Source organism: Mycobacterium sp. AZCC_0083 (genome assembly GCF_014202335.1).
Lineage (GTDB): Bacteria > Actinomycetota > Actinomycetes > Mycobacteriales > Mycobacteriaceae > Mycobacterium.
On the sequence record NZ_JACHGP010000005.1, the window covers coordinates 58,343 to 75,503 of the forward strand.

Genomic DNA, 17,161 nt, shown 5'->3' on the forward strand with positions numbered 1-17,161 from the left:
AATAGGAGGATCATGCGGACTCCGGTGCTGCTGGTGGCGGGCCAAGGCGACACGGACTCGGTGACGGGGACACTGCTGCGCAAGCCAGGAACGTTGGTCGTCGAGCACCGCTTCGACGGTCATGTGGTCAAGCGGACTGTGCGCAACCTTCAAGACGGGATCAACCTTCAAGACGGCGTGCTGGTGACGGCGGAGACGGCTCTCGAACTTGCCCACGGCTGCATTGCCTGCACGATCCGCGACGACCTGCTGATCCTGCTACGCAAGCTGCATCGTCGCGCCGACGTCGAACGCATCGTCGTGCATCTATCGCCGTGGCTCGAGCCCGAGCCGATCTGCTGGGCGATCAACTACGTGCGCGTCAGCGTCGGCCCCGGGTACGCCGACGGGCCTGCGGCGCGTGACGTGGAGGTCGCCGCCGTGGTCACGTGCATCGACTCGTCCACATGGCTGGGGCGGGCCCTCGGCGACGCCGAACTCAACGACGGGCGGACCGTCGCCCAGGTCGTCGTCGGCCAGGCCGAATTCGCCGACGTCGTAGTGCTCACCGCACCGGAACTCGAGACCCTCGCGGTACTGCGCAGGCTGGCACCGCGGGCGAGGCTGACGGTCGGCGTCAAGCAGCTCGACCAGGCACTGGCGCATCTGGAGCCGGATGCGCGACGCGGACGCAGCGACGAGCCGCACCAACCACTGCTGTCCGGAGAGCCACCGCTGCACTGCGATGGCCGTGTCGCACTAGTGGAGTTCAACGCCCAGCGGCCATTTCATCCCCGTCGCCTGCACGCCGCGATCGACCTGCTGCTCGACGGCGTGGTCCGCGCCCGTGGCCGGCTGTGGCTGGCGGGCCGGCCGGAACAGGCCATGTGGCTCGAGTCGGCAGGAGGCGGGCTTCGGGTCAGCTCGGCGGGAAAGTGGCTCGCCGCCATGACGACTCAAGATTTGGCCTACGTGAACCCGCAGCGGCGCGCGTTCTCGAACTTGATGTGGGATCGGCGTTTTGGCGATCGGCACAGTGCCATGGCCGTCCTGGTGTGCGGTGCAGACCCGGCCGAGATCCTCGACGCCTTGACTGGCGCGTTACTGACCGCCCACGAGATGGCCGTCCCCGGTGAGTGGAACGATTACCCCGATCCGTTCGGTGAATTCCACGAGGATCCCTGTGCGGATTCGTCCGACGAAGCCGTAGGGCGTGCCACCCCTACGACTGCGGAAGGCGAACCACCTGGATGAAGAACTCGTCGATCTGGCGGACCGCCCTCATGAACTGATCGACGTCGACCGGCTTTGTGACGTAGGCGTTGGCGTGCAGCTTGTAGCTCTCGAGGACGTCTTCCTCCGCGGAGGAGGTGGTGAGCACGACGACGGGGATGTGGCAGAGGTCGGCGTCGGACTTGATCTGCTCGAGCAGTTGGCGGCCGTCGTACTTGGGCAGATTCAGGTCGAGCAGGATCAGGTCGGGCTGGGGCGCGTCGGCGTGGGCGCCCCGCTTGTACAGAAAGTCCAGACCCTCCTGCCCATCGCTTGCGACGTGAACGATGCTGTTGATCGTGTTGTGCTCGAGAACTTCCCGGGTGATCAGGACATCGCCAGGGTCATCCTCGACGAGCAGCACGTCTATCGTCCGGACAGCAGGTGTCATCCCAGTGATCCTTCCAGAACTGCCGCTGGTTCCTTGGCGGGCAGGGTGAACCGAAAGCGGGTTCCAGTCTCGTATGACGTGTCGATCCAGATCGTGCCACCGTGGTACTCGACGATCTTCTTGCAGAGTGCCAACCCTATACCGGTTCCGCCGTAGACGTCGCGGCCGTGCAGTCGCTGAAAGATCACGAAGACCTTGTCGACGAACTCGTCATCGATGCCGATCCCGTTGTCCGTCAGGCTGAACAGCCATTGACCGTCGTGCACACCGGAGCCGGGTTCGCACTCCAGGACGATCCGCGGCTCGACACCGTCGCGGTGGAACTTGACCGCGTTGCCGATCAGGTTCTGCCACAGCATCGTCAGCAGCGTCGGGTCCCCCGAGACGGTGGGCAGTGGCGCAGGACGGACGATCTCCGCACCGGACTCCTCGATGGCCGCCGTCAGATTGCCAAGCGCGGCATCCAGCGCGACGTCGAGGTCCACGTCGACGTCCGTGGTGGTGTTGGGCCTGCCGACGCGGGAGAAGGTGAGCAGGTCGTTGATGAGCACCTGCATGCGCTTTGCGCCGTCGACCGCGAAGTCGATGTACTCGACACCGCGCTCGTCGAGCTGGTCGGCGTAGCGCTTCTCCAGCAGTTGGCAGAACGACGCCACCTTTCGCAGCGGCTCCTGCAGGTCGTGCGACGCGACGTAGGCGAACTGCTCGAGCTCGGCGTTGGACCGACGCAGCTCGACGGTCTGTTCGTCGAGCTGGTCACGAGCCGCCTGCGCCGCCACGAGGTCTGCCACGATGCGCTGCCGCATGTTCTCGACGTCGGTGGCGATGCGACGAATGTCCTTGGGCCCGTGGACGGTGATCCGCTCGTAGAAGTTCCCCTCGGTGATCCGCCTGCACGCCGCCGCGAGCGCTTCCAACGGTCGCGTGATCGCGCTGCGCACCAAGATCGCCAACGCGATCGCCATCCCGAGGAACGCGATGACCATGCCCACCAACACCCGGTCGCGCCAGCCGCGCGCCTGATCGAGCTCGCCGATCGCGTCCTGCCGCGCCGTGATCAGGTGCTGGTTCTGCAGCTCGAAGAGCAAGCGGATGCCGTCGAACTCGGTCTTGCCACGGTCGACGGTCGTGCCGTCGATCACGCCAGGCGCACCGGGCTTGATGCTCGCGATGAGTGGCTCGGCGTAGGTGCTGCGCCAGCGCTCCGCAGCCCGCTGGATGGCGTCCACGTCGGCGATCAGGTCGGGTCGATCGGCAAGGCGTTCGCGGATGGCGTCCGCGGCGGCCTCCTCCGCGTGTTGGCCGTCGAAATACGGGTCGAGGAACTGTCGATCGGCGGCGATCGCGTACCCGCGGGTGGCAGTCTCCTGATCCCCGAGGGCGGCCTGCAACTGGTAGGCGGCCACTCGCGACGGCTGAATGTCATTGATCAGCTCGCGCGACACCTCGTCGGTCCGGTTCAGCAATATCGACCCGGTCACCGCCCCCGCGAACACCACGATTCCCATGGCGGCCAGCACCAGGTTCTGCCAGCCCTGCACGGTGAGCTGAAACCCACGCTGGGACTTGGTCATCCGTCCGTGCGTTCCACCCGGACCACCGCAATGTCGTCGCTGAGTCCGCCGTGTGCCTCGGCGCGCTTCTCGGCTCCGTCGATGAGGGCGGTGACGAACTCAGGGCCGGGCAGCGCGGTCAGCGAGCGCGCCAGGTCGAGCAGGCCTGCTTCACCGAGGCGCTGATTGCCTTCACCGGAATGTCCCTCGAACATGCCGTCGGTGAGCAGCACCAGCCCGTGCCCCTGGGGGAGCTCCAACTCGCTGAGCGGCCATTCGGTGCCGCCGAGGCCAAGGGCAGGCCCGGCAGGCGGTTCCAGCCACTCGACGGTCTTCGGCCCGTGCTTCAACATGCCGGGGTGACCGGCGCGGACCGCGTTGAAGCGCCGGCTGTCGGGTGCGAGGGCCACGCTGAGCACCGTCGCGAAGATGCCGGTGGCTGGGCTCTCGGCCAGAAGTATCCGCTCGAGCTGCCGCATGCGCTCACTGCCGCGGAGACCGGCGAAGGTGAGCGCCCGCCAGCCGATCCGCAACGCCACTCCAAGCGCGGCTGCGTCGGGACCGTGTCCGGCCACGTCACCGACCATGACGTGGACCGTCCGGTCAGGAGTCTGGACGAAGTCGTAGAAGTCTCCACCGAGTGTGGCGTTCTGGTGGCGGGGCCGGTACTGCGCGACGATGTCGACACCAGGGTTCTCCAGCAGCAGCGGCGTGGGTTGCAGCCCCCGCGCGAGGCGCGTGTTCTCCTGGGCCGTCAACTGGCTCGCATGCAGTTCGGCGGAGATGCTCTGAGCGCGCTTGCGTTCGATCGCGTAGAGCAGGGCGCGGCGCAGCGTCTCGGGGTCGACTCGTCCCTTGACCAGGTAGTCCTGGGCGCCGGACGCCACCGCCGAGACACCGAAGTGTTCGTCGTTGAATCCGGTCAGCACGACGACCGGCACGTTGTCCGACCGCTTGGCAATCCGGTCCAGCGCGCTGATCCCGTTGGCGTCCGGCAGCTTGAGGTCGAGCAGCACGCAGTCCGGGCGAACGTTCGCCAGCTCGCGCTCGGCGTCCGCCATCGACCGGACCCACACCACGCGAATGTCTGCGTTGGCGTCGGCGATCAGCTCTTCGACCAGCAGGGCGTCACCGCGGTCGTCCTCGACCAACAGCAGTGACAACGGCTCCTGGGTCGGATCGCGATCAGTGCCTGGGCCGACCATGGACATCGGTTCGGGGGGATGTGGTGTTGCATCGAGTGACAATGGGTCGACAATACCCAGCTACGTCACACACGAGGCTCGGCATCGCGCACACCGCGATAGATTCCCCACCGCACGATCCACCGCATCAAGACGTGTTCGAACGACCACGCGGGAAAGCGCACAGCGCGCCCGTTCCGGGTGAACACCTCGAGGCCATCCCGCTGGATGCCGATCACCGAACCCCAACGCCGCGTTGGTGGCCGATAGGAACGCATTGGCTTGCCCTCGAATTCGGCGAGGACGTTGTGCGCGAGCAGCCCGTCGGCTCTGTTGCGGGCAGAGCTTCGAAGCGGATCGGTGGCGGCGACGTCTCCGACCGCGAATACGCCTCGGTGATCGGGCACTCGCAGCTCCGGGGTGACGCGGACGAACCCATGCTCGTCGAGTAGATCCTTTGGCAACCATCCGGTGTTGGGCCGCACCCGGCCGATCGTCCAGAGGACGGCGTCGGCGGACGACGACGGCTGCCCGGTGCTCCACTCGACCGGGTCGCTGGTGATCTCATCACCGGTGAAACCGTGGGGCAGCACGGCGCGGTGGCCGGGATGGAGCACGACGCCTGCCTCATCGAGACGACGGTGCACCCGATCCCATGCTCGGGTGTGGTGCTGGATCAATGCGCGTTCGCCAGGAAAGTAGAGGTCGACCCGTGTGCCGGGCCATGTCCTCGCGATGTTCGCCGCGCTGCTGACGGCCGCGGCGCCGCCGCCGACGACGATCACCGACGTGGCGGCGGCCAGCCGATCGCGTGCGGCGCGCAGGTCCGCGCCGATCTCGTCGGTGGACTGAAACGTCGGCTGACGCCAGAACCCGTTGGTGACACCCGTCGAGATGATCAGGACGTCGTAGCCCTCGTCCGTCGTCGCGCCGTCGTCGCCCCGAACGGCAACGGTCCGGTTCGCCAGGTCGACCCCCGTCAGCGTGCCGTGGACGGTGCGCACCCGATCCAGTCCCCGGAACTGGTCGAAGGAGATCCAGTTGTGCCGGGCCCAGTGGTCGGGGCGGCTGATCCGCCATCCGAGTTCCTGACCGCTCACCAACGCAGGCTTGGTCGAGATGCCCACCACGTGAACGTCGGGGGCGTGCTTGGCGAGCCGGATCGCGGTGAGCACGCCGCTGTCGCCGAGGCCCGCGATGACGATGCGTTTACTCATGGTCCTGCTCACTCGTGGCCTTATTCAGGGTTGTAGCCCCCATTTTGCAGAATGTAACACGTTCTAGTTTGCGTCCAGGCCGGGTGCAAAGCCGCGCGTAGCGTGGTGACATGACTTTCGATGGTTCGGGCACGGAAGTACGGCGCAGGGGCTTCAACGAAGCCATCACACGGTTCTGGAGTTTCGCCGCGCCCGCATACGACGCGCAGTTTCTTCAGCGCTGGGTCTATCGTCCTGCGCAGGACGAGGTGGTCGCGCGGCTGAGGTCGGCTGGATCTCGCAGAGTTGCCGACATCGCTTGTGGTACGGGCATTCTCGCCGATCGCATCGAGCGCGAACTGCATCTCGACGAGGTTTACGGGGTCGACATGTCCGACGGCATGCTCGCTCAGGCGAAGGCGCGATCGTCGCAGGTGCACTGGTTGAAGGGTCCTGCCGAGAAGCTCCCCTTCGACGACGGCGCGCTCGACGCCGTGGTGACGACGTCGGCGTTCCACTTCTTCGACCAGCCGGCGGCGTTAGCCGAGTTCCACCGGGTGCTCGCCCCAGGCGGTCTGGTGGCGGTCGCGACGATCAGCCCGGCGCCGCCGCAGGCATTGCAGTGGCTCTCCGATAGCCGGTTCACCCCCGCCCACAGTCCGTCGCCGACGCAGATGCGGGCGTTGTTCGAAGGCGCCGGGTTCACCATCCTCGATCAGCATCGCGTCGACCGGCCGCTCTGGACGAAGCTCGTCCCCGACCTGGTCACCTTCGGAGGCAAGCCCTAAGCAGAGCCGCGCCAGCGCAGGGCCTGATGCTCAGCGGTGTGCCGAACTTGGCCTTCGCGATCGGCTACACCACGTCGTCGTGGACGCTGAAGATCGGCCTTCTGTGCCAACACTTCTGCGCGCTGCTGTCACACATGGACACAGGCGGCTACACCGTCTGCTCCCCCGAGGCGCCCAGCCCGGCCATGCCGACGCGGCCGCTTCTCGACTTCTCGGCGGGCTACGTGCAGCGCTCGGTGCACGCGTTACCCCGCCAGGGCGACGGTGCGCCGTCGCTGACCTCGATGAACTATGCCGACGACGTCAAACTGCTGCACGCCGACGAGGTCACCGACTTCAACCTGCGGTTCCGCACGCCTGTGGCCGACATGGCGGTCACCACGTAGGTGAGTAATCTACGGAGGTGGTCGACCTGCACCCCGACATCGCCGTGCTCGCCCCCCTGCTCGGCACGTGGGTCGGGCGTGGCGTCGGTGAATACCCGACGATCGAGACGTTCGGCTACCTCGAGGAGATCACCTTCGGCCACGTCGGCAAGCCGTTTCTGACCTACGGCCAGAAGACGAAGTCCGACGACGAGACGGGCAGGCCGTTGCACGCCGAAGTCGGGTTCGTGCGGGTGCCGTCACCAGGGCGGGTCGAATGGATACTCGCGCATCCGAACGGGATCACCGAGATCGAGGAAGGCACGCTGACGATCGACGGGACGACGATCGTGATGGAGCTGACCACCACGACGGTCGGGCTGACCGCCTCGGCGAAGGACGTTACGGCCCTTGGCCGTTCGTTCCGCATCGACGGTGACGAGCTGACCTACGCGCTGCGCCTCCGCGCGGTGGGCCAGCCGCTACAACACCACCTGGGTGCGACGTTGCACAGGAAACCGGCATGACCGGCGATGGGCGGATTCGCGTCCCCTCCGACCTCGACGCGGTCACGTCGATCGGCGACGAGGACCACTCCGGCATCGATCGCGCGGCCGTCGACCGGATCTGGCGGGCCGCACGGCACTGGTACCGGGCGGGCATGCACCCGGCCATCCAGGTCTGCCTTCGGCACGACGGCAAGGTCGTGCTGAACCGGGCGATCGGGCACGGCTGGGGCAACGGTCCAGAGGATTCACCGGACACCGAGAAGATTCCGGTGACCACGGAGACCCCGTTCTGCGTGTACTCCGCGGCCAAGGCGATGTCGACGACCGTCGTACACATGCTCGCCGAACGCGGGGTGCTCTCGCTCGACGACCGGGTCTGCGACTACCTGCCCACCTACACCAGCCACGGCAAGGACCGCACCACGATCCGGCACGTGATGACCCACAGCGCGGGCGTGCCGTTCGCCACTGGCCCGAAGCCGGACCTCAAGCGGATGAACGACAGCGAGTACGCCCGCGAGATGCTCGGCAACCTCAAGCCGATCTACCGGCCGGGGTTGGTGCACATCTATCACGCGTTGACGTGGGGGCCGCTCGTCCGCGAGATCGTCTCCGCCGCCGCGGGTAGAGACATCCGCGACGTCCTCGCCACCGAGATCCTCGACCCGCTGGGGTTTCGCTGGACGAACTACGGCGTTGCACCGCAAGACGTTCCGCTGGTCGCGCCGAGTCACGCCACGGGCAAGCCGTTGCCTGCCCCGATCGCGGCGGCCTTCAAGCTAGCGGTGGGCGGTACGACACACCAGATCATCCCGTTCACCAACACCCCACAGTTCCTCACCAGCGTGGTGCCGTCGTCCAGCACCGTCTCCACCGCTGACGAGCTGTCCCGGTTCGCCGAATTGCTCCGTCGCGGTGGCGAACTCGACGGCGTTCGGGTTATGAAACCGGAGACCTTGCGCGCCGCCACGACGGAGGCAAGGCGGCTGCGTCCTGACCTCGCCATGGGACTCGCACCACTGCGCTGGGGCACCGGGTACATGTTGGGCTCCAAGCGATTCGGTCCATTCGGCCGCGACGCGCCCGCCGCGTTCGGGCACACCGGCCTTGTCGACATTGCGATATGGGCCGACCCGGCGCGCAAGCTCGCGGCAGGAGTGGTCAGTAGCGGCAAGCCAGGCGGACACAGGGAGGCCAAGCGGTATCCGGCGCTGCTGGACGCCATCGCCGCCGAGATCCCCCGATGACCCCTTCCGCCGACGAAACCCTGCGCGATGATCATGCGGAGCTGCTGCGGCGCCGGGCGCTGACCGAGGATGCGGCGCGACCCGACGCGGTCGAGCGCAGACACGGGACGAACGGGCGTACGGCGCGCGAGAACGTCGCCGACCTCGTCGATCCCGATTCGTTCGTCGAGTACGGCCGGTTCGCCATCGCCGCGCAGCGGTTCCGCCGTGACGTCGACGACCTCATTGCGCGCACGCCGGCCGACGGTCTGGTGGCGGGCACCGCCCGCATCGACGGCAACCCGTGCGCCGTCTTGGCCTACGACTACACGGTGCTCGCGGGCACGCAGGGCGCGCTCGGCCACCGCAAGAAGGACCGGCTGTTCGACGTCATCGAGCGGATGCGGCTGCCCACCGTGTTCTTCGCCGAGGGCGGCGGGGGCAGGCCGGGTGACACCGACTATCCGGTGGTCTCGTCGCTCGACGTCCGCGCGTTCAAGCTGTGGGCTGCGTTGTCCGGTCTGGTGCCGCGGATCGCGGTGGTCAACGGACGGTGCTTCGCGGGCAACGCCGTCATCGCGGGCTGCGCCGACCTCATCGTCGCCACCGAAAACGCCTCCATCGGGATGGGCGGCCCTGCGATGATCGCGGGCGGCGGGCTGGGCGACGTGCACCCCGACGAGGTCGGACCGATCTCGGTGCAACACGATGGTCATGGCAGGGGCGATCACCGCAGGCGCCTCGGACAAGGCCGCCCGCTTCCTGCAGCTGTGCGATGCGTTCGGGCTTCCCGTCGTCTCGCTGATCGACTGCCCTGGTTACATGGTCGGCCCCGCCGCGGAGGCCGAAGCGCTGGTACGCCGTGGCTCGCGCATGCTGGTCGCGGGGGCTTCGCTTCGCGTGCCCCTCGTCGCGGTGATCCTGCGTCGCGGGTATGGGCTTGGGGCACAGGCGATGTGCGGCGGCGGGCTGCACGAACCATTGCTGACCGTGGCGTGGCCGGGTGCTCACCTCGGTCCGATGGGGCTGGAGGGTGCCGTGCGGCTTGGCCTTCGCAAGGAGCTTGAGGCGATCGCCGACGACGACGAGCGCGAGGAGCGGGTGCGTCAGGCCACCGCGTCCGCGCAGGAGAATGCCAAGGCGCTCAACGCCGCCCAGCTCTTCGAGATCGACGACGTCATCGATCCGGCCGATACCCGCGAGCTGATCGCGTCCACGCTTTCCGCGGCCGGAGTCCACGAACTCGATTCCCCGCGACCGCGTTTCGTCGACACCTGGTATACAGCTAGTGTCCCGAGGCGTTGATACACCCACCAACCCCAACCGCTACAGGCGAATTGACGACTCAGGACACTACCCACGCAGTTCCGGCAGATTCGCTGCCTTACCGACGATCTCCTGCAGTGCCGTGACGTGCCCAGCGAACGCTCGTCGGCCGGCCGGGGTCAACCTGAACCACGTCCGCGGCCGCTTGCCCACGTGCCCCTTGCGAATCTCGACGTAGCCAGCCGCTTCCAGTGCGCTGCCGTGCTTGGACAGCACGGAGTCGCTGACGCCGACGCTGTCGCGCACGAAGGCGAAGTCGGCCTCGTCCGCCGTGGCGAGCAGCGCCATGATCGACAGTCGGGTCGGTGGGTGGATGACGGCGTCCAGTTGAGCAGTCATCGCTCCCCGGACTCGATGCGCGCGATGCTACGTCGAACCTGCCAGCGGCCCAACGGGATTGCCAAGATCAGCATCAAGCCGGTAGCCAAGCCGCTGATCGCGTGCGGGAACGGCACGTCAAACGAGGCGAGCAGATGCGGGCCTCCGAAGAGGACGGCGAGCGTTGCCGCCGTGAATCCGATGATGAGAACCCAGCTCAGGGGGTCATTCATCCGCATCGACGTCGAAACGGACCGCTTGACCTGCCGTCGGCGCCACTGCACCACGGCCACTGCGGCGAGGATCAGCCAGCACAGGACCTGGAAGACGGTGCCCCAGACGGAGTCCAGGTCCTTGCCGAGGCCGTAGCTGACGAAGAAGGCGGTGAGCACCAGATGCGCCCACCATGGGCCTGGTTTGTAGGCGTTCCTGACGGATTCGGCCTGCTGGTGCCGGATCTGGCGCAGCGCCTCGTCCGCTTCGTTCGGGGTGGGCGTGATGTCCATTGCCGTCTCTTTCGGGTTCGCGCGGTTACTTTCTAGAGTGGAAAGTACTTTTTACTTTCCAATCCGTCAAGTACTTTCCGGAACCCCCGTTCTTCTCATCGACACTGCTGCCAGATCGCGTCCGCCGCGATTTTCGCGATCTGACAGCAGTCTCGGTGCAGTAGTAGTGGCCCCGGTGGAAGTTGACGGGTGTCGACTTCCTATCGTGGCCAGATGAGCAACGACGCTGATACCGACCGGGTCGCGCGTCTCGCGCGCCAGGTCGTCGCCGAACACGATCCGAAGTCGGTCCCCATCCCCGAGTTCCTCGCGGCCTGTTACGACGCCGGCCTGTCCTGGGTGCACTTTCCAGAGGGTCTTGGCGGGCTTGGTGTCTCGCGCGGGCTGCAGGCCGTCGCCGACCGGATCCTGCAGGGCGCAGGCGGCCCCGTGCCGCTCGGGCTGAATCCGATGGGTTACGGCATGGCGGCGCCCACCATCCGTGAGCACGCGCAGAGCGATGACGTGAAGAAGTCCTGGTTGCGTCCGCTGGCCAGTACGGAGGACCTCTGGTGTCAGTTGTTCTCCGAACCAGGCGCCGGCTCCGACCTGGCCGGGCTAGCCACCTCGGCGGTGCAGGACGGCTCGGACTGGGTGATCAACGGGCAGAAGGTGTGGACCAGCCTCGCCCACCGGGCGCGCTGGGGTCTGCTGCTCGCCAGGACCAACCCCGACGTGGCGAAGCACAAGGGGCTTTCGTACTTCGTCATCGACATGCACGGCCCAGGCGTCGAGACCCGGCCGCTGCGTCAGCTCACCGGTCAGGCCGAGTTCAATGAGGTGTACTTCACCGACGCCCGCATCCCCGACGCGCACCGGCTGGGTGCGGTCGGCAACGGCTGGAACGTCGCGATGACGACGCTGATGAACGAGCGCAGCGCACTCGGCGGCAGCGCCAGCAGGCGGGGCGCTGGCACCATCGCCGATGCCGTCTCGCTGTGGGCATCGCGTCCCGATCTGCAGACCCCGGTGCTTCGCGACCGGCTGGCCCAGCTGTGGCTGCGCGCCGAGGCGCAGCGCCTCACCTCCGAGCGCTCGCGGGCAGCCGCCACAGTCGGCGGCCCCGGTCCCGAAGGCTCGATCGGCAAGCTGGTCGGCGCCGAACTGAACCAGCACATCTATCAGTTCTGCATGGATCTGCTTGGGCCAGAAGGGGTTTTGTACCACGGCTATGGCACGGGTGCGGGCGACGACGACGAGTCCGAGTCCGACTGGCGGGGTCCTGTGCAGCAACGGTTCCTGCGCAGCCGCGCCAACACCATCGAAGGCGGCACATCCGACGTGATGCGCAACATCCTCGGCGAGCGAATTCTCGGGCTGCCAGGGGACCTGCGGGCCGATGCCGGAATGCCCTGGAAGGAGATCCCCCGTGGCTGAATTCACGTTCACCGACGAGCAGGCTCAGCTGAAGGCTGCGGTCACCAAGTTCTGCGCCGAGAACTTCGACGAGCCGACGGTGCGGCGGCTGATGGAGTCCGATCCGCCGTTCGACGCGGCGGTCTGGACGCGACTCGGCACTGAGCTCGGCGTGCTCGGGCTATCCGTCCCCGAGGCCGACGGCGGCTTCGGTGGCTCGCTGGTGGACCAGGCGGTCGCCGTCGAGCAGCTCGGTGCATCGCTGGCCTGCGGGCCGGTGTTCGGCACCGTGTTCCTCGCGATCCCGGCGCTGGTCGCGGCGTCGTCGGGGCCGGTGCGGGACGGCTTGCTCGCCGAGTTGATCGACGGCCGCCGCACCGCGGCGTTGGCCGTGGCCGACCGGGCTGGCGCCTTCGATCCAGCGGCGGTGACGGTCACTGCGTCGCGGTCCGGTGAGCGGTGGACGCTGACCGGAACCGTGCCACGGGTCGTCGACGGCGGGGTCGCCGACGTGCTGCTCGTCGCCGCGAACGGACCGGACGGGGTCGCCCTGTTCGCGGTCGACGCCGCGGCGGCGGGCGTGGCCCGCACCCCGCTGGTGACTCTCGACCTCACGCGGCCGCAAGCCTCGATCGAGTTCACCGATGCGCAGGCCCGCTTGGTGGCCGACGCCGGCGAGGCGCCGCGCGTCATCGAGCATGCGCTGCAGGTGGGTTCGGCACTGCTGGCCGTCGAACAGGTCGGGGCCGCACAGCATCTGCTCGACCTGTCGGTCGAATACGCCAAGACACGGCTGCAGTTCGGCAGGCCGATCGGGTCGTTCCAGGCTGTGAAGCACCGGCTCGCGGATCTGCTTGTCGACGTCGAGCACGCCCGCTCCACGGCGTATCACGCGATCTGGGCGTTGACCGACGGGTCGGACGATCCCGCGCTGGCGACGAGCATCGCCCAGGCGACGGCATCGGCGGCGTTCGCAAGGGTCGCGACCGACACCATCCAGGTGCACGGCGGCATCGGCTTCACCTGGGAACACCAGGCGCACCTGTACTTCAAGCGGGCGACCACCGACGCCGCGTTGCTGGGTAGTGCCGAGCAACACCGCTCCCGGGTGGCCGCGCTGGTGCTCGACACCGCGTCGGCCGAGCGGGCGCCGAGGGTCGCCGACGGGACGCCGGCCTAGCGCCCCTCATTCCCCTTCGCCGACGTGTGCAGCAGGGTCGCGATCCTCGCGCGCCCGCAGCCCTCCTGCAGAAATGGCTACGGCATTACAACGCATCGGTAACGTTTCGTGTTGACTGAGTGACGCGAGTGATAATTGGGGTAATTGCTTGCATGCCCACTTCGGTCCAAGGGGGGACCTTCCTTGTTTAGGTCCTTCAGCGCCGCCGAGGTGACCCGCGTTCGTCGCGGTGCCCGCATGGTGTCGGCCGTCCTCGCGATGATGTTTACCCTTTCCGTGACGACGGCCTTCACCCCCGCCACGCCGACTGCCTCGGCCGCCGATTGCCCTGACATCGAGGTGGTCTTCGCCCGCGGCACCGACGAGCCGCCTGGCATCGGGAAGGTGGGCCAGGCGCTCGTCGACTCGATCAAGGCGCTTACAAAGAAGAAGACGGTCCGCTCCTACGCCGTCGTTTACCCTGCCTCCTGGGACTTCCTCGGCGTCGTCGACGGCGCCAACGATGCGAGCGCCCGCGTCCAGGCGACCGCGGCGAAGTGCCCCAAGACGAGGATCGTGCTCGGCGGATATTCGCAGGGCGCCGCGGTCGTCGACGTCGTCACCACCTCCCCGATCGCCGGTGTCGGGTTCAAGGCCCCGATGCCACCCGCGATGGCCAACCACGTCGCCGCGGTCACCGTGTTCGGCAATCCGTCGGCGCGAGTTGGCCAGCCGTTGACGACGCTCAGCCCGCTGTACGGCGCGCGGACCGCCGACATGTGCAACACCAACGATCCAATCTGCTCTCTGGGCAAGGACTTCAACTCGCACGTCCGCTATCCGGAATCGGGACTCGTCAAGCGCGCAGCACAGTGGGCCGTCGATCACGTTTAATACCGGACGTCGCTCTGCAGCAGCGGCGGGTAGACGCCGGACGCCTCACCGTCGACCGTGGTGCCCGCGAACTGAAGCATCGCGCACATGTCGCCGTTCAACTCGGCCGGGTAGTTCAACGTCGGAGCCGAGACCGCGTCGAGCATGCCCAGCTGTTCGGCGTTGAGCGAGACCTCGAGACCGGCGAGGTTGGACGTCAGGTGCTCGAGCCGCCGGGCGCCGACGATGGGCACGACGGTCCCCTGCCGTGACCGCAGCCACGCCAACGACACTGCAGCGGAGCTGGTTTCGAGTTCGTCGGCGATCGCACCGACGACGTCGATGACGCGGAACTCCTCGTCACTCGGGCCGCCGACGAACGCGACGCGGGCTGAGTCGACGACGTCCGCACCGCGCTGGTACTTGCCGGACAGGAAGCCGTTCTTCAGCGGGCTCCACGGCACCAGCGCCATGCCCTGATCCAGTGCCAGTTGCGCGACCTCACCCTCGACCGTGCGCGCCAGCAGCGAGTACTCGACCTGCAGCGCGATCAGCGGCGTCCAGCCGCGAAGTAGAGCGGTGGTCTGCGCCTGCGCAGTCACCCACGCCGGGGTGTTGGAGAACCCGACGTAACGGATCTTGCCGGACTGGACGAGGCTGTCGAGAGCCCGCATGGTCTCCTCGATCGGGGTGTGCCGATCCCAGTTGTGCAGCCAGTAGACGTCGAGGTAGTCGGTCTGCAGGCGGCGCAACGTTTCGTGCAGCTGGGCGGTGATCGACGAGCGGCCCGCGCCACCACCGTTCGGGTCGCCGGGCAACAGGTTGGTGAAGAACTTCGACGCCAACACCACGTGCTCGCGGCGGCCAGCGCGTGCGGCGAAGTAGTCGCCGAGGATCTTCTCGGAATGGGTGTTGGTGTAGAAGTTCGCCGTGTCGATGAAGTTGCCGCCGAGGTCGAGGTAGGTGTCGAGGATCCGCTCGGACTCCTCGACGCTGGTGCCTGCTCCGCCTGGATCTTCGCCGAACGTCATCGCGCCTAGTGCAAATGGGCTGACGCGTAGGCCGGATCGTCCCAAAGTGACGTAGTGATTCAGTGCCATCTTCTTGCTCCTCGTAGATCGGAATGTGTACTCCCATCAAAGCTCCGACGCGTTCGTGGAGGTAGACCGATCCGCCCGACCTCTTGCATAATCCTGCTCAAATCGACATGATCGAGTCATGCACACCCACAGCGAGCTGCTCGACGAGATCCGCGCCCGCATCGCCACGGGCGCCCGACCGGACATGACTACGTCCATCGACGGGCTGTTGATGTCGAAGGTGACCAGCGGGCCCGCGATCCCGGAGTACTCGCTGACCGCGCCCCTGCTCGTCGTGATGGCCCAGGGTGGCAAGCACCTCCTGCTCGGCGACCGCACCTATGAATACCGGGCAGGGCAGTACCTCGTCGTCACCGCCAACCTGCCGGTCACCGGCCACTGGGTCGGCACCAGCGAGGCGACCCCGGCGTTGGCGCTTGCCCTGGTCCTTCGGCCGTCGGCCATCGCGGCGTTGCTGCTGCAGACCAGCGCAGGGCGGCGGCCGCGCGCCGCGGGCGACGTGTCCGCGATGGCCACCGGCGAAGCGAGCGCGGAACTGCTGGACGCCGTCGTGCGCATGCTGCGGCTGCTCGACGAACCCGCCGACGCGGCCGTGCTCGCCCCGCTAATCGAGAAGGAGATCCTCTGGCGGTTGCTCACCGGACCGCAGGGCGACACGCTGCGTCAGATCGGGCTCGCCGACAGCGACCTCACCCACGTCAGCAGGGCGATCGGCTGGATCCGCGACAACTACGCAGAGCCGATGCGCGTCGACGACCTCGCGGGCTTGTCGGGGATGAGCGCATCGGCGTTCCACCGCAACTTCCGCGCCGTGACGGCCATGAGCCCCTTGCAGTTTCAGAAGCGCATCCGTCTGCAGCAGGCCCGCTCGCTGCTGCTGGCGCATCCCCGCGACGTCGCAGGCATCGGACACGTCGTCGGGTATGACAGCCCATCACAGTTCACCCGCGAGTACCGCCGCCTCTTCGGTGCCCCGCCTGGTCAGGACGCGGCACGCTTGCGGACCGAGCCGGAGCCGGTCGCGTCGTTCATCTGAGCGCGCAGCCGCTACCGCGTCAGCTCCGCCAGGATCGTCGCCGCCCAGCCCTGCTTGGTCTCCCCGACATGGGTGACCGTCGCCGAGTCGCGACCCATCGACCGGCCAACCGCGTTCTGCCGCAGGCCGTCCCACCCACGCAGCGAGCCGACGGCGTACCCGACTTCGGGTAGCCCCGCCAGTAGTGCCCTCTCCCCCTGCTCCATGACAACAGTCAACTCGCACTACCAATCGAGATGCAATCGATTTTCGCCGACCGCACCCTCACCACAGGGACTTGTAGTTCAACAGCGCACCGACGACGAGCACGATTCCGATGCCCGCGAACAACATTCGCACGGCGAGCGGCCCGTAGCGGGTGATTGCGCGCACGATGTTGCGCTGAATGTGCCTGGCGCGGATGGTCCGCCGGGTCGACAGCGCCAACACCAACAGTGAGGGCACCAACGTCAGCGCGCAGTAGCAGATGATGATCACCGGCCATGCCGACGGCAGCGGCTCGCGCGCCGACAGCATCGCCAGCGCCGTCAGATAGGGCACCGCGGTAGGCGCCTGCCCGAACCCGATGACGAGCCCGACGAGCCCGAGCAGCCACGGGTTGCGCCGTGCCACGTTCACCGCCCACAGCGGCGGCGTCGGCTTCGACCTCGACGAAACGATCGCAAGGGTGATGAGCACCACTCCGAGGACCAACTGGCCCCAATAGCGGATCGTGGGGGTCAGATCGAACTCGAAGCGGTCGGTCAGGAAGTTCAGCCCTAGCACGGTCAGCACGCCGAACGTCGTGATGGCGATGAACACGCCTGCCACGAAACTCAGCCCGGACGGTAGCGCTGACCTGCGGCTCAGCCGGCTGTCGTACACGATCGCCGTCGTGATTCCGAGGTTGAGAACGTTGACCGAATCGAGGAGCGCGAACCCCAGGAGGGCTAGGAGGAGTGCCAGCATGACGTCACGAACCTACGGGAGTGACCGCTCAGGCATG

At 67.3% G+C, this 17,161-nt stretch carries 18 protein-coding genes and 1 pseudogene; 10 read left to right on the forward strand and 9 right to left on the reverse strand.

The features are described 5' to 3' along the window. Nucleotides 1-12: 12 nt before the first annotated feature. Nucleotides 13-1,233, forward strand: coding sequence for a ribosome hibernation factor-recruiting GTPase MRF (mrf, locus tag HNP02_RS13420; protein WP_184439131.1), 1,221 nt, complete (start codon nt 13-15; stop codon nt 1,231-1,233). On the opposite strand, the gene HNP02_RS13425 is transcribed toward mrf, so the two are convergent. From HNP02_RS13425 to HNP02_RS13440, 4 genes are read right to left on the reverse strand one after another with little or no spacing between them, the layout of a single operon-like run. Continuing rightward, entirely contained in the window at nt 1,202-1,642 is a 441-nt protein-coding gene (locus tag HNP02_RS13425) for a response regulator (RefSeq protein ID WP_184439133.1), read from the reverse strand. The genes mrf and HNP02_RS13425 overlap by 32 nt on opposite strands. Beyond that, nucleotides 1,639-3,216 carry a CHASE3 domain-containing protein gene (locus tag HNP02_RS13430; protein ID WP_184439135.1) on the reverse strand — a complete coding sequence of 526 codons (1,578 nt, stop codon included), beginning with the start codon at nt 3,214-3,216 and terminating at the stop codon, nt 1,639-1,641. The genes HNP02_RS13425 and HNP02_RS13430 overlap by 4 nt, the downstream gene beginning before the upstream one ends. After that, entirely contained in the window at nt 3,213-4,406 is a 1,194-nt protein-coding gene (locus HNP02_RS13435) for a PP2C family protein-serine/threonine phosphatase (RefSeq protein WP_184439831.1), read from the reverse strand. The genes HNP02_RS13430 and HNP02_RS13435 overlap by 4 nt, the downstream gene beginning before the upstream one ends. 59 nt (nt 4,407-4,465) lie before the next feature. Next, nucleotides 4,466-5,596, reverse strand: coding sequence for an FAD-dependent oxidoreductase (locus tag HNP02_RS13440; RefSeq protein ID WP_184439137.1), 1,131 nt, complete (start codon nt 5,594-5,596; stop codon nt 4,466-4,468). A gap of 110 nt (nt 5,597-5,706) precedes the next feature. On the opposite strand from HNP02_RS13440, the gene HNP02_RS13445 reads away from it, so the two are divergent. The 5 genes and pseudogenes from HNP02_RS13445 to HNP02_RS13465 all read left to right on the forward strand — a co-directional run bounded on the left by HNP02_RS13445 (nt 5,707) and on the right by HNP02_RS13465 (nt 9,768). Next, nucleotides 5,707-6,363 carry a class I SAM-dependent methyltransferase gene (locus tag HNP02_RS13445; protein ID WP_184439139.1) on the forward strand — a complete coding sequence of 219 codons (657 nt, stop codon included), beginning with the start codon at nt 5,707-5,709 and terminating at the stop codon, nt 6,361-6,363. Nucleotides 6,364-6,401: 38 nt separating this feature from the next. Further along, a complete protein-coding gene (locus HNP02_RS13450) occupies nt 6,402-6,749 on the forward strand; it encodes a hypothetical protein (RefSeq protein WP_184439141.1) in 348 nt (115 codons plus the stop codon). A 17-nt stretch (nt 6,750-6,766) separates the two neighbouring features. After that, nucleotides 6,767-7,255 (forward strand): peroxynitrite isomerase, encoded by a 489-nt coding sequence (locus tag HNP02_RS13455; RefSeq protein ID WP_184439143.1) that lies wholly within the window; start codon nt 6,767-6,769, stop codon nt 7,253-7,255. Then, nucleotides 7,252-8,484, forward strand: coding sequence for a lipase LipE (lipE, locus tag HNP02_RS13460; protein WP_184439145.1), 1,233 nt, complete (start codon nt 7,252-7,254; stop codon nt 8,482-8,484). The genes HNP02_RS13455 and lipE overlap by 4 nt, the downstream gene beginning before the upstream one ends. Next, nucleotides 8,481-9,768 (forward strand): annotated as a pseudogene (locus HNP02_RS13465) (acyl-CoA carboxylase subunit beta). Before lipE ends, HNP02_RS13465 begins: the two are co-directional and overlap by 4 nt. A gap of 48 nt (nt 9,769-9,816) precedes the next feature. On the opposite strand, the gene HNP02_RS13470 reads toward HNP02_RS13465, so the two are convergent. Both HNP02_RS13470 and HNP02_RS13475 read right to left on the reverse strand, forming a co-directional pair. After that, entirely contained in the window at nt 9,817-10,128 is a 312-nt protein-coding gene (locus tag HNP02_RS13470) for a transcriptional regulator (RefSeq protein WP_184439148.1), read from the reverse strand. Further along, on the reverse strand, nt 10,125-10,613 hold the full coding sequence (locus HNP02_RS13475; protein WP_184439150.1) for a hypothetical protein: 489 nt from the start codon (nt 10,611-10,613) through the stop codon (nt 10,125-10,127). Before HNP02_RS13475 ends, HNP02_RS13470 begins: the two co-directional genes overlap by 4 nt. A 213-nt stretch (nt 10,614-10,826) precedes the next feature. Here HNP02_RS13475 and HNP02_RS13480 point away from each other — a divergent pair, with 213 nt between their 5' ends. From HNP02_RS13480 to HNP02_RS13490, 3 genes are all read left to right on the forward strand, one after another. After that, nucleotides 10,827-12,029, forward strand: coding sequence for an acyl-CoA dehydrogenase family protein (locus HNP02_RS13480; protein ID WP_184439152.1), 1,203 nt, complete (start codon nt 10,827-10,829; stop codon nt 12,027-12,029). Then, entirely contained in the window at nt 12,022-13,188 is a 1,167-nt protein-coding gene (locus HNP02_RS13485; protein WP_309241536.1) for an acyl-CoA dehydrogenase family protein, read from the forward strand. The genes HNP02_RS13480 and HNP02_RS13485 overlap by 8 nt, the downstream gene beginning before the upstream one ends. A 237-nt stretch (nt 13,189-13,425) precedes the next feature. Then, nucleotides 13,426-14,061: a cutinase family protein gene (locus HNP02_RS13490; protein ID WP_184439156.1), complete on the forward strand. Its 636-nt coding sequence runs from the start codon at nt 13,426-13,428 to the stop codon at nt 14,059-14,061. On the opposite strand, the gene HNP02_RS13495 is transcribed toward HNP02_RS13490, so the two are convergent. Then, nucleotides 14,058-15,140 (reverse strand): aldo/keto reductase, encoded by a 1,083-nt coding sequence (locus HNP02_RS13495; protein WP_184439158.1) that lies wholly within the window; start codon nt 15,138-15,140, stop codon nt 14,058-14,060. The two genes, HNP02_RS13490 and HNP02_RS13495, sit on opposite strands and share 4 nt — an antisense overlap. A gap of 118 nt (nt 15,141-15,258) precedes the next feature. Here HNP02_RS13495 and HNP02_RS13500 point away from each other — a divergent pair, with 118 nt between their 5' ends. Further along, a complete protein-coding gene (locus HNP02_RS13500) occupies nt 15,259-16,176 on the forward strand; it encodes an AraC family transcriptional regulator (protein ID WP_184439160.1) in 918 nt (305 codons plus the stop codon). An 11-nt stretch (nt 16,177-16,187) separates the two neighbouring features. Here the strand turns inward: HNP02_RS13500 and HNP02_RS13505 are convergent, their stop codons facing one another. Then, on the reverse strand, nt 16,188-16,382 hold the full coding sequence (locus tag HNP02_RS13505; protein ID WP_184439161.1) for a hypothetical protein: 195 nt from the start codon (nt 16,380-16,382) through the stop codon (nt 16,188-16,190). Between the two features lie 58 nt (nt 16,383-16,440). Next, nucleotides 16,441-17,124 (reverse strand): GAP family protein, encoded by a 684-nt coding sequence (locus HNP02_RS13510; protein ID WP_184439163.1) that lies wholly within the window; start codon nt 17,122-17,124, stop codon nt 16,441-16,443. Nucleotides 17,125-17,161: the final 37 nt, after the last annotated feature.